Raw genomic sequence first — 12,349 nt, forward strand, 5'->3', positions numbered from 1 at the left:
ATTAAACGCCGGTTTTTTCAGCCCAGCCTTATTTTTTTAGTGATGCCTTGAGCGGAAATAACGCAATCACTCTCCTCCATCGACAGAGAGAAGCTGCTGGCAGGCTATTCTTAATCACAGTGATATTGTTCATTTTCAGCAGTTGACTGGTAATCAGCAGCGTTGTGCCGCCGCTGTCGAGAATTTCTGCCATTCCTTCGGTGATGGCGGCGTGCGCAATGCGTTTTTTCGGGGCGCTCGCCAGCGGGTAACGCTCTTCCAGCCTCGCTTCCAGGTTCCCGCTTTCTGTCAGCAATGCGCAAAGAGAACGGGCGCGCGTGACAGGCGAGCGTAAACCCTCTATACTCCTGCGCCGAAGCTGACCAGACAGTCGCCGCTTCGTCGTCGTCCTTTCGGGGAGACGGGCGAAGGGGAGGAAAGTCCGGGCTCCATAGGGCAGGGTGCCAGGTAACGCCTGGGGGGCGCAAGCCCACGACCAGTGCAACAGAGAGTAGACCGCCGATGGCCCGCGCAAGCGGGATCAGGTAAGGGTGAAAGGGTGCGGTAAGAGCGCACCGCGCGGCTGGCAACAGTTCGCGGCACGGTAAACTCCACCCGGAGCAAGGCCAAATAGGGGTTCGCATGGTACGGCCCGTACTGAACCCGGGTAGGCTGCTTGAGCCAGTGAGCGATTGCTGGCCTAGATGAATGACTGTCCACGACAGAACCCGGCTTACCGGTCAGCTTCACACATTAAAAGCCCCGCTTCGGCGGGGTTTTGCTTTTTCAGCGGGTGGAAGATGAATGATTGTCCACGACGCTATACCCAAAAGAAAGCGGCTTACCGGTCAGCTTCACACATTAGTAACCCCGCTCCGGCGGGGTTTTGCTTTTTCAGCGGGTGGAAGATGAATGACTGTCCACGACGCTATACCCAAAAGAAAGCGGCTTACCATTCAGCTTCACACATTAAAAGCCCCGCTTCGGCGGGGTTTTGCTTTTTAAGCGGCTGGAAGATGAATGACTGTCCACGACGCTATACCCAAAAGAAAGCGGCTTACCGGTCAGCTTCACACATTGCTTTTTAAGCGGCTGGAAGATGAATGACTGTCCACGACGCTATACCCAAAAGAAAGCGGCTTACCATTCAGCTTCACACATTAAAAGCCCCGCTTCGGCGGGGTTTTGCTTTTTCAGCGGCTGGAAGATGAATGACTGTCCACGACGCTATACCCAAAAGAAAGCGGCTTACCGGTCAGCTTCACACATTAAAAGCCCCGCTTCGGCGGGGCTTTGCTTTTTCAGCGGGTGGAGGATGAATGACTGTCCACGACGCTATACCCAAAAGAAAGTGGCTTACCGGTCAGCTTCACACATTAAAAGCCCCGCTCCGGCGGGGTTTTGCTTTTTAAGCGGCTGGAAGATGAATGACTGTCCACGACGCTATACCCAAAAGAAAGCGGCTTACCGGTCAGCTTCACACATTGCTTAACTGGCGCACAAGATGGATGAGCGTCCGCGTAGCGCCTTCGCGTAACGTATGGCGAGCGAAGCGTTATCCGCCCACTCATAATGGTGCGGCTTTGACCAATGACAAAGCGGCCCGGCGCTTCGTCTCTCTATAATCAGGCCCGTTTTTCTTCTTACTGGTCTAAAGCGATGGCTTATCAACTCAACCTTAACTGGCCCGAATTCTTGGCAACTTACTGGCAGAAAAAACCTGTCGTCCTGAAGCGCGCGTTTGCGAATTTTATCGACCCCATCACGCCGGACGAGCTGGCCGGGCTTGCGATGGAGGCGGAAGTGGATAGCCGGCTGGTGAGTTTTAAGCACGGCCAGTGGCAGGCCAGTAACGGGCCGTTTGAAGATTTCGATAATCTGGGCGAAACCGGCTGGTCGCTGCTGGCGCAGGCCGTCAACCACTGGCACGCGCCGTCTGCCGAGCTGGTGCGCCCGTTCCGCGCGCTGCCCGACTGGCGTCTGGATGACCTGATGATCTCTTTCTCCGTTCCCGGCGGCGGCGTGGGTCCGCATATCGATCAGTATGATGTGTTCATCATTCAGGGGATGGGCAGTCGCCGTTGGCGCGTGGGCGACAAGCTGCCGATGCGGCAGTTTTGTCCGCACCCGGCGCTGCTTCACGTTGACCCGTTCACCCCGATTATTGATGAAGATCTGGAGCCGGGCGACATCCTCTATATTCCGCCCGGCTTTCCACACGATGGCGTCACGCATGAAACCGCGTTGAACTATTCTGTCGGTTTCCGCGGGCCAAACGGCAGGGATCTGGTGAGCAGTTTCGCCGACTACGCGCTGGAAAACGACCTCGGCGGCGAGCATTACAGCGATCCGGATTTAACCTGCCGGGAACATCCGGGCCGGGTGGAAGCGTATGAGCTGGATCGCCTGCGTGAAATGATGATCGCCATGATCAACCAGCCCGCCGATTTTAAACAGTGGTTTGGCCGCTTCATCACCACGCCGCGCCACGAACTGGACATCGCGCCTGCTGAGCCGCCTTACGCAACGCAAGAGATTGTCGAAGCCCTGAAGGCCGGGGAAGTGCTGACGCGCCTGAACGGGCTGCGGGTGCTGAACGTTGACGAGACCATTTTTATCAATAGCGAGCGGCTGGAGACGGCTGACCTGAAAGCCGCCGATGCGCTATGCCGTTACACCTTAATCAGCCAGCAAGAGCTAGGCGAAGCGGTTGATAACCCTGTATTTATGGCGGAGTTAACCGAACTGGTGAACCAGGGGTACTGGTACTTCGACGAGTAACAGCAACACAGCGCCATCAGAAACCCCACCCCGCAGCGCCGCGGGGTAGGGTTTTTTCTTACTACGCCGGCGTCAGTTCAGCGGCGTGCTGTTGCAATTCGCTGACGAATTTTTCCTGCCAGGCGGTGGGCGAAACGATGCGGATTTCCGGCAGCCAGTAGCGCACCCAGCGGAACAGCAACTGCGGGTCTGTCACCGAGGTCGATAACGTAACGCCGCCGTTAGGGTGGGTGCGTTCAATCTGCTGATGCGGGAACAGGGGACGACGTTGCAGATAACTGGCCGCTTTGGGCGTTGCTTCCAGCACAACGGTAGTCCGTTCACCAAACCAGATGCCGTTCTCTTCATGGATAGCGTTAAGCCGCGCTGTCTCCATGACAAAGGTTTGCGGGTAAACCTGTAGCCGTTGAATTTTCGCCAGTTCGAACGCCTTCATTCTCTCCGCTTCGCAGGCGGCCAGGTACCAAAGCCCGCTTTGATTAATCAGCTTATAAGGTTGCGCCAGCCGGGGTTTGCTTTTATAGGTGAATCCCACCAGTTGCCGCCTGGCGATGGCTTGTTTTAAATCGTGCAGGACGCTTTCAACCGCGCTGTTATTGCGCGTGCTGTTGCCCTTAATCATCAGGGTCTCACGGTGGTTAAGCGCTTCGCGCAGCTTTTTACCATCAGCGTCGGGAAAGAGTTTCGCCACATCGGTAAGCTGGGCGAATTCGCTTAGCTGGGAGTAGCTCAGGCCGGGCTGAAGCGTCGCCGCCAGACGATATTTGCCGGGCGAAATCTCATCCACGAGGTGGGCAATGCGGGAAATATCCCGGTAGGCAGTGCGGGGGGTGATGGCGTACGTTTCGCACAGCCAGTTTTTATCCAGCGTTTTTCCCTGGTAAAGCCGCTCGAAAATGCCAGACAGCCGCTCAATCAGAATCTGATGCTTCGCTGCTTTCGCTTCGCTGCTCATACTTTTCCTTACTCTGTGTTCGGCGCAAACAAATGTCCGCAGCGTTAATCTCGTCGTCACAAAAGGAAACTATAACGGCGACGAATGACAGGCCGCGTCACTCTGAAATCTATATCGACACAAAAGAGCAAAAAGATGAGGGGATTTTGATGCTGTGATAGAAACAGGCAGCCACGGAGGTCGCTGCCTGAGGAGGGAATTACGCCGCCGCTTCTTCTTCAGCAAGGCGTACCTGCGCGTCTTCAACAATCGCTTCCAGTTCGCTGAGCATGTGCTCGACATTAAATTCGCGATGTTCAGACAACGGTGCGGCAAGCGTAGCCGGTTGATGAGTCTTCATTTCTGAGCTTTTCATGGTTTTCATAATCTATTCAATACGTTTGAACGGCGGGTTACACCGGTAAATCAATCAACAATGCGCGCAGCGGCGTATCGGCAACAATGGTCAAATTAGCTTCGTCGCGAATAAACGCGCCGTCGCCGCAGGCGAGCGCTTCTTTCTCTTCCGCAGGCGTCACGGCATGAAACTGGCCGTGGATAGACTGCAAATAGGCGCGCGGCCCGTGCAGCGTAAAATCGAGCCGTTCGCCTTTATCCAGCTCAATGTGATGCAGCCAGACCTGCTGGCGCAACTGCAAACTCTGCTCTGCGCCGTCTGGCGAAGCGATAAGCTGGCGTGCCGCCTCCGCCAGCGTTATTTTCTGCACCGCCGGGTTTTCCCGCTCGGGGCAGGCATCGAGCCAGAGCTGCATACGGGTGAGCGATTTATCCTTGCTCAGGTTATGTTCGCTGTAGCTGATGCCAGGCTGCGTGGAGAGCAGCAGCGCATCGCCGGCTTTCGCCTGCACATGGTTGCCTTCGCTGTCGCGGTATTCCGCTTCACCTTCCAGAATGAGGTTCAGAATATCCACTTTCGGGTAGGTGCGTGGCTGGAAGGCGGCGCCGGGCGCCAACACCTCCTGATTAAGCACGCGCAGGGACGCGTAGCCCAGCAGTTTCGGGTCGAAGTAGTGTCCAAAGGAAAAGGTATAGCGAGCCTGCAGCCATCCATAGTCAGCTTGCCCGCACTGTTTGGCTGTTCTCGTCGTAATCATGTTCTTGACCTCTCTTTACTTGCTTTTATGGTAAAGGTCTGGACGGTGCAATGTTAGCCAGTTAATCTGCTGCCTATGTTCAAATTTCCTGAATGAGAACCCGATGGCTAAAGAAAGGGCGTTGACGCTGGAAGCATTAAGGGTAATGGACGCTATCGACAGGCGCGGCAGTTTTGCCGCTGCGGCGGATGAGTTAGGGCGCGTGCCGTCTGCGTTAAGCTATACCATGCAAAAGCTTGAAGAAGAACTCGACGTAGTGCTGTTTGACCGCTCCGGGCACCGCACCAAATTCACTAATGTCGGCCGGATGCTGCTTGAGCGCGGTCGCGTGTTGTTAGAAGCGGCGGATAAGCTCACAACAGATGCCGAAGCGCTGGCCCGCGGTTGGGAAACTCACCTGACGATAGTCGCCGAAGCGCTTGTTCCCACCTCCACGCTCTTCCCGCTGGTGGATAAGCTTGCGGAAAAGGCTAACACCCAACTTTCTATTATTACCGAGGTCCTGGCGGGCGCGTGGGAGCGGCTGGAGCAGGGGCGGGCGGATATCGTCATTGCGCCGGACATGCATTTCCGCTCTTCGTCGGAAATCAACTCCCGCAAGCTTTATAAAGTGATGAACGTGTATGTCGCCGCGCCGGATCATCCTATCCATCAGGAGCCGGAGCCGCTCTCGGAAGTCACTCGCGTGAAGTATCGCGGCGTGGCGGTGGCGGACACCGCGCGTGAAAGGCCGGTGTTGACGGTACAGCTGCTCGATAAGCAGCCGCGCCTGACGGTAACGTCGATTGAAGATAAACGCCAGGCGCTGCTGGCGGGGCTGGGCGTGGCGACGATGCCTTATGCGATGGTGGAAAAAGATATCGCGGAAGGCCGACTGCGCGTGGTTAGCCCGGAATACACCAATGAAATCGATATCATTATGGCCTGGCGGCGCGACAGTATGGGCGAAGCCAAGGCCTGGTGCCTGCGTGAAATTCCGAAGCTGTTTTCAGGAAGACACTGACGCCTGATGACGCCATTGCAGCGTGGCCGGAAGGTGGCGTTGCAGCGGCGTCGGGTCATTCTCATCCACCAGTTGGGTCAGCATTTCAAAGCAGTGGTACGCCAGCTGGCGGCAGTCCTGCTGTACCGTATCAATGCGCACCGAAAGCGAATCATAAAGATAGTGATCGTCAAAGCTGGCGAGATGGATATCGCTTTCCAGTAAACCGTGCTGGCTCATGTAGCGCAGCACCCCTTCCAGCAAGCCGCAGGCGGCGGTAAAGAGCGCTTTGGGCGGGCGCCCCAGCCTGGCGCACAGGGCGGCGAACATCTCGTAACCGCTGCTTGGGTGATAATTGCCGTGAATAATCCACTCCGGTCGCAGCGCCACGCCCGCCCGCTCAAGCCCCTGCTTAAAACCTTCAAGCCGGTCTTTCGTCGGCGAAAGCCTGGGCTGGCCGCCAAGAAAATAGATCTCGTCAGGATGGGCGCGCGCTACCCGCTCAACCAGTTCGGCGGTGGGCGTCACGGAATCGGTCATCACCAGCGGCAGGCGAGTATCGCTCATGTGGCGGTCAAACAGCACGACCGGCAACTGCTCGCTGAGTTTCACGTAATCGCTGTCGCTTAGCATGCTGGAGGCGACAATCAGCCCGTCTACCTGGCGCGCCACAAGGTTGTTCACCACCACCGTTTCCTGACCGGGGTTCTCATCGGTGCAGGAGATAAGCAATTGCAGGCCCGCTTCGCGGCAGAGGTTTTCCAGTTCGTAAGAGAAAACGGCGAAACCATAGTTGGTGATTTCCGGCACCACCAGCCCCAGCGTATGACTGCGGTTTTCCCGCAGCAGGCGAGCGTGAATGCTGGGTTGATAGTGCTGCTGCTGGGCGATAGTAAGCACGCGCTCACGTGTCTCTTGCGCGACGCGCAGCTCTTTGCCCCGTCCGTTGAGCACCAGGCTGGCGGTGGCTTTGGAGACCCCCGCCAGCGCGGCGATATCACTAATAGTAACGCGTTTGGTTTTTCTCACGGCGATGCACTGGTCAGGAAAAAGGGACCGTCATTCTACCATGCAGGGGCGCAACGACCAGTAGCGGGCCCGCAGTTCTGCGCTGCCGCTGAAAGTCAGCTGCGCCGGCTGCGTGGGAAAATAGCGGCTGCTCATGACCCCTTCGCCTTCATTGATAAAGATCTCAACGCTGGAGCTATCGCACAATATTTGCAGTTTATGCGCGTCGCCCTGCCAGTAGCGGTAAAGCCATTCGCCGGTTTGCAGGCTTCTGCGCGCGAGGCGCAACGCGTCGCGCCGCCATTCCACGAGCAAGGTATCGGCGAAGTTAAGCGTGACGTCGCCCGCGCTTTCCAGTTCCAGTTCCAGCTCAAGGCGTTGCGCGTTAAGCGCCGGCGCCGCAGCGGCGTTGCCCTGGTAACGCTCTTCTTCGCCGCGCAGCGCCTGAAGCTCGCGCACCGGCTGCTGATACAGCTTGCCGTTTTGCTCAGAAAGCTCACGCACGCAGGTCATCTGGTGGATCCAGCCATACGCGGTCGTGGGCTGGTGCATCTCTTCGCCATCCGGCACCCCCATCCAGCCCACCAGCAGCCGTCTGCCGTCGGCCGTCAGCGTGGTTTGCGGCGCGTAAAACTCAAACCCGGCGTCAATCTCATTTAGCGGGCCGTGCTGAAACGAGGCGCGCGCATAGTCAAACTCGCCGCTCAGATAAGCGCTGGGGTGAGCATTCAGAAAGCGCTTTTCCTCACGCTCAACGCCCTGCGGGCAGCAGAGAAGAAACGTTTTTCCGCCGAGGGCGAAAAGATCCGGACACTCCCACATGTAACCCGCATCACCAATGCCGTTCAGGCCGCTGCCGGCGATTTCGCCCAGGCTCTGCCAGTTCCACAAGTTTTCCGAGCGCAGCAACAGCACTTTGCCCTGCAGTTCGAGGTCCTGCGCGCCCAGCACCATGTACCAGTGATGTTCATGCCGCCACACTTTCGGGTCGCGGACGTGGCCGGTATAACCGCCCGGCAGCGGCACCACCGGCCCCCGTTTATCGAAGCCCCCTTCGGCGTTTTGCACCGCGAGACACTGCCAGGCGGTGCGTCCGCCGTCATCGAACTTTACGTTGCCTGTATAGCACAGCGTAAGCTTACCCTGGTTATCCACCGCGCTGCCGGAGTAGCAGCCGTTGCGGTCATACTCTTCATCGGGCATCAGGGCGATGGGCTCGTGCCGCCACTGCACTAAATCCGCCGAGCTCCAGTGACCCCAGCATTTGTACTTATGCTCACAGCCAAGCGGGTTCCACTGGTAAAACAGGTGGTAGCGCCCCTGGAAGTGGATAAATCCGTTCGGGTCGTTTAACAGCCCGGTGACCGGGGCGAGATGCCAGGCCGGGTAGTGGTCGTCACGCAGCGCCTGCGGCTGACCTTTCATCACTGCCTGCAAAATCGCAGGCAGCCGCGTTGTCGAAGCCATTATTCAGAATCCGTTTTGTATTTCAGCAGATAAGAAACGACAAAGGCGACGCAAAAAGCGATAACCATGCCGATGGCGTAATTCAGCAGCGAGCTGGCCTGCACAATGGCCATGCCGGGAATGCCGGTCAGGCCTACGGCGGTCATATAGACGTGAACGGAGACGACCCACGCGCCGCCCGCCGCGCCGCCGATAAGCCCGGCGATGAAAGGCTTCATAAAGCGCAGGTTGATGCCGAAAATGGCCGCTTCGGTAATGCCGAGCAGCGCCGAGAAGCCGGAAGGCAGGGTAATGGCCTTGATTTTAGGATCTTTCGTTTTAAACCACACCGCCAGACAAGCGCCGCCCTGCGCCACGTTCGCCATCGCCCAGATGGGCAACAGGAAATTCACGCCGATAGAAGGGTTGCCGAGCAGCCCCGCTTCGATGGCGTGAAAACTGTGGTGCACGCCGGTAATCACGATAACGGAATAGAGCCCGCCGAAGAGCAGACCCGCCAGCCAGCCGGCGTGGGCGATGAGCGTGCTTAGCACGAAAGAGATGCCGTCGCCCAGGGCCCGGCCCGCCGGGCCAATCACCAGCAGCGCGATAAAGCCGGAGATAATCACGGTAAAGAAGGGCGTTAAGATAAGATCGAGCGCATCCGGAATAACGCGGCGCAGCTGCTTTTCCACCAGACTCATAAACCATACCGCCAGCAGCACCGGGAAAACCGTGCCCTGGTAGCCTATCATCGCCACCTCAATGCCGAAGAAGTTCATGGTGTGGAAGCCTGCCGCCACCCCCCAGGCGTTAGTCAGCGCCGGGTGGGTGAGGATGCCGCCGAGCGTCGCGCCAAGGTAAGGGTTGCCGCCGAATTCACGCGCCGCGGTAAAACCGATAAGTATCGGCAGAATGATAAACGCCGCCGAGCTGCACATATCCAGCATGATGTAGAGCGCGTTATCCGGGTTGACCCAGCCGTAGGTTTTCACCATGCCGAGCAAGCCCATCAGCAGGCCGGAGGCGACAATCGCCGGGATTATCGGTACGAAAATATTCGAAAGCAGGCGCGCCACGCGCTGGAACGGGTTGAGCTTGCGCGCGGCGGCGTTCGCGGCTTCCGTTTTGCTCGATTCGTTAATGCCTGCGACCTGAATAAACGCGGCGTAAACTTTATTCACCACGCCGGTGCCGAAAATCACCTGCAACTGACCGGCATTGCGAAAGCAGCCTTTCACTCCGTCCACCTTGCCGATGGCGGCGGTATCGGCTTTCGCGTCGTCCGCCAGCACCAGACGAAGGCGCGTGGCGCAGTGGGCTGCGCTGGCGATATTTTCCTTGCCGCCCAGCAGCGGCAGCAGCGCGCGGGCAATCTGTTCAAAATCCATAACAACCTCTGTCTTATCGTTTTGGTAGTCTCAGCCCGGGAGAAGCGGCCCCGGAAGGGGCCGTGCTGTCAGAACCAGGTTTCCATCTGTACGCCGAAGTTCCACTCGCCGCCGGCAGCGAAACCGCTGCTGCCGAAAGCGTCGCCGCTGGCATAGTTATCCAGACGGTGATCCCAGTCCATCCAGGTGGCGAAAAGACGCAGTTCGGGGCGTTTGAGGAATTCGCCCACGTCGCTGGCTTTAAGCGTCGGCGCGACGGTGAGTTTATAGAAGTTACCGCTGACGGCGTTGCGGCTGTTGTAACCTTCCGGCCGCAGGTCCATGTACTGGTAGGTGCCTTCGTACTGCATCTCGAAGTTCTGGGTTATTTCCTGAATCAGGCGCGCGTTGACGGTCGCCCATTCGTAGCTGTCGCCCTTCACGTAGCGATCCTTGCTGCTCTGCGCCAGCACCGCCGGTGCGATGTGCCAGCCGCCGCCGAGCGGCGTGATGCCGTAGCTTGCCAGCCGCCAGGTGTCCGCTTCCGGCAGCAGCGCGCCGTCGGCGCCGATGGTTTTCACCTCGGCGCCCAGCCCGTGGCCATACAGCAGCGCGGTTTTCGAGGAGCCTTCACGCAGGCCGTAGAAGCTTTCGTTATGCAGGCCGAGCAGCGCATGAACGCCATGCTCCGCCGCATCGCCCTTCACTTCGTTGCCTTCCAGGTCGAGGCGGTCTTCATTATCTTTGGCGCGCATGCCGCTTACCATCAGCTGCACCGGGCCGAAGTAGTTATTCAGCGTCAGGATGTAGTTCTGGGCGGTGTTTTCGCTGTTTTCGGTATCGCCGAAGGTGCGGCCATAGAGCGAGAAGTTGCTGCGCGCCTCGTCGCTCCACGTCATGTCATAAATCCCGGCGCCGGTACCGGCCAAGAACACCACGTCAGAGTCGAGCCAGTGAATATCGTAGTTATCACGGTCAAAGCGTTTGCCCGCCCAGACGGTGGCGTCCTTGAACGCGCCGGTAAAGGTGGGCAGATGGCCGAGTTCCGTAAAGGCCTGGCGGACGTTGAGATCGCTGCTTTCGGCGGTCCAGTCGTTGTAAGTGCGCTGTCCGTCGGCAAGCATGACCTTAAAGCGCGTAGTGGCGCCGTTTGCGAGCGTTTGCTTATGCTCAAGGTTCATCTCGACGTAGGTATCCGGCTCGTTGCCCAGACGGCCTACGTGGCCGCCGGTCTCCCCGGCAGGGGTGACGGTCGGGCCGCCCTGGGTTTTGGTGGCGGAGTCGTTCATCAACAGACCGGAGCGGGCGTAGCCGTGGAATTCAAAACCGCCTTCGTCGCTCGCTTTTTGCTCAAGCTTTGCGGTGCGTTGCTCGACCTGCGCGGCGGCGGTACGGGTCTGCTGCTGCGCGGCGGCCAGTTCGCGAGCCTGTTTCTCTGCCGCTTCGGCGCGGGTTTCGGCGGCGTTGGCGCGCTGTTCCGCCGCCTGAAGACGCTGCTCCAGCGCGGCGAGACGCGCTTCAATGCTGCTCATGCTGGCATCGCCCCAGGCCGGGCCGGAACCGAGCAACAGGCCAAGGGTGACGGCGAGCGTGGTTTTTTTCATCGTTTTGCATCCGTGATAAAGAGGTATCGTCATTATGTAAGTTTGCTAAACCGGTTTAGGTTTAAATCATAATCACGGTTAATTTTGCAGGGCAATGAAAAGTGCTAAACCGATTTAGTGAATGTGAGACGGGTCGCAAAACGAGCCGCGAACGCGGCCCGGGATCAGGCAAGCTGTTGCTGAAGCTGATGAAAATAAGGCAGGGCGGTCATAGCCCCTCTGGCGGTAGTGGCGAGCGCGCCGCAGATTTGCGCGCTGGCGAGACAGGCGGCGAGCTCCGCTTCGTTTTGCGGCAGGCCGCGCTCCGCCAGCCCGGATAACAGCCCGGCGACAAACGCATCGCCTGCGCCCGTTGTATCGACGCTTACTACCGGCAGCGTTGGGTAATGGCGAATGTCGTTGCGGTGCCAGGCCAGCACTCCGGCTTTGCCCTGCGTCACCAGCAGAAGTTCAATAGCGTAAGTCTCAGCAAGGCGCGCCAAGCTGGTTTTTATCTCTGTCGACCCGGCGATAAGCCACAGCTCTTCTTCTGAAAGCTTAACCACATGCGCCTGCTTCAGCGCCTGCGACAGGCACTGGCGTAACAAGGCCGGGTCGTGCCAGAGGTCTTCGCGGATGTTCGGGTCGAAAGAGACAAAACCGCCCGCCGCGCGCATGCGCTCCATCGCCGTAAAGGCCGCGGTGCGAGAAGGTTCGGCGCTCAAAGCAATAGAGCAACAGTGAAGCCATTCTCCCGCCTGGAAAGGCGGCAAATCGCTTGTTTCCAGAAACAGGTCAGCGCTTGGTCGCACCATAAAAGTAAAAGAGCGTTCGCCTTCATCATCCAGCGCCACTACTACGGTAGAGGTGCGATGAGAGGCATCAGTACGCATAAACCTGATATCCACGTTTTCATGGTTAAGTGTGCGCTGCATAAAACGGCCAAAAGGATCGTCGCCAACCCTGCCGATAAATCCGCTACGGCCGTTAAGCCGCGCCACGCCGACCGCCACATTCGCCGGCGCGCCGCCCGGGCATTGTAAAAGCCGCCCCTCGCCATCCGGCAGTAAATCCACTACTGCATCGCCGAGCACCCATACTTTCGCCGTCATCAATTTGCTCCTTAAAGGTTGTCGCTAAACTTTTGTTAA

General features: G+C 58.2%; 10 protein-coding genes, 1 other RNA gene and 1 pseudogene. 3 read left to right on the forward strand and 9 right to left on the reverse strand.

Annotation, left to right across the window (positions count from 1 at the left end; genetic code table 11):
* Positions 1–91 precede the first annotated feature (91 nt).
* Positions 92–292, reverse strand: a pseudogene (locus IEX01_RS09990) (transcriptional regulator); the annotation flags it as partial.
* A gap of 62 nt (positions 293–354) precedes the next feature.
* Here IEX01_RS09990 and rnpB point away from each other — a divergent pair.
* Together rnpB and IEX01_RS10000 are read left to right on the forward strand one after the other, a co-directional pair.
* An RNA gene (gene rnpB / locus IEX01_RS09995) (RNase P RNA component class A) lies at positions 355–731 on the forward strand.
* Positions 732–1,638: 907 nt separating this feature from the next.
* On the forward strand, positions 1,639–2,760 hold the full coding sequence (locus IEX01_RS10000; protein ID WP_024559535.1) for a ribosomal protein uL16 3-hydroxylase: 1,122 nt from the start codon (positions 1,639–1,641) through the stop codon (positions 2,758–2,760).
* A gap of 61 nt (positions 2,761–2,821) precedes the next feature.
* On the opposite strand, the gene IEX01_RS10005 is transcribed toward IEX01_RS10000, so the two are convergent.
* The 3 genes from IEX01_RS10005 to IEX01_RS10015 all read right to left on the reverse strand — a co-directional run bounded on the left by IEX01_RS10005 (position 2,822) and on the right by IEX01_RS10015 (position 4,809).
* Complete coding sequence (locus IEX01_RS10005) at positions 2,822–3,715, reverse strand: helix-turn-helix transcriptional regulator (RefSeq protein ID WP_024560977.1); 894 nt, start codon at positions 3,713–3,715, stop codon at positions 2,822–2,824.
* 199 nt (positions 3,716–3,914) lie between these two features.
* A complete protein-coding gene (locus IEX01_RS21945) occupies positions 3,915–4,079 on the reverse strand; it encodes a protein YhaL (RefSeq protein WP_505675176.1) in 165 nt (54 codons plus the stop codon).
* 28 nt (positions 4,080–4,107) lie between these two features.
* A complete protein-coding gene (locus IEX01_RS10015; protein ID WP_024556477.1) occupies positions 4,108–4,809 on the reverse strand; it encodes a pirin family protein in 702 nt (233 codons plus the stop codon).
* A 103-nt stretch (positions 4,810–4,912) separates the two neighbouring features.
* Here IEX01_RS10015 and IEX01_RS10020 point away from each other — a divergent pair, with 103 nt between their 5' ends.
* Positions 4,913–5,812, forward strand: coding sequence for a LysR family transcriptional regulator (locus tag IEX01_RS10020; RefSeq protein WP_024556478.1), 900 nt, complete (start codon positions 4,913–4,915; stop codon positions 5,810–5,812).
* On the opposite strand, the gene IEX01_RS10025 is transcribed toward IEX01_RS10020, so the two are convergent.
* The 5 genes from IEX01_RS10025 to cscK form a co-directional block, all read right to left on the reverse strand.
* The gene (locus IEX01_RS10025; RefSeq protein WP_024560978.1) at positions 5,798–6,820 is read right to left on the reverse strand and encodes a substrate-binding domain-containing protein; all 1,023 of its coding nucleotides are present in this window, start codon (positions 6,818–6,820) and stop codon (positions 5,798–5,800) included. The genes IEX01_RS10020 and IEX01_RS10025 overlap by 15 nt on opposite strands.
* Positions 6,821–6,850: 30 nt before the next feature.
* Complete coding sequence (locus tag IEX01_RS10030) at positions 6,851–8,266, reverse strand: sucrose-6-phosphate hydrolase (protein WP_188723782.1); 1,416 nt, start codon at positions 8,264–8,266, stop codon at positions 6,851–6,853.
* Positions 8,266–9,636: a sucrose-specific PTS transporter subunit IIBC gene (locus IEX01_RS10035; protein WP_188723783.1), complete on the reverse strand. Its 1,371-nt coding sequence runs from the start codon at positions 9,634–9,636 to the stop codon at positions 8,266–8,268. The genes IEX01_RS10030 and IEX01_RS10035 overlap by 1 nt, the downstream gene beginning before the upstream one ends.
* A gap of 68 nt (positions 9,637–9,704) precedes the next feature.
* Entirely contained in the window at positions 9,705–11,219 is a 1,515-nt protein-coding gene (locus IEX01_RS10040) for a carbohydrate porin (protein ID WP_188723784.1), read from the reverse strand.
* 164 nt (positions 11,220–11,383) lie between these two features.
* On the reverse strand, positions 11,384–12,310 hold the full coding sequence (gene cscK / locus IEX01_RS10045) for a fructokinase (protein ID WP_188723785.1): 927 nt from the start codon (positions 12,308–12,310) through the stop codon (positions 11,384–11,386).
* Positions 12,311–12,349: the final 39 nt, after the last annotated feature.

This window comes from Franconibacter daqui (genome assembly GCF_014644275.1).
GTDB classification, from domain to species: Bacteria; Pseudomonadota; Gammaproteobacteria; order Enterobacterales; family Enterobacteriaceae; genus Franconibacter; species Franconibacter pulveris.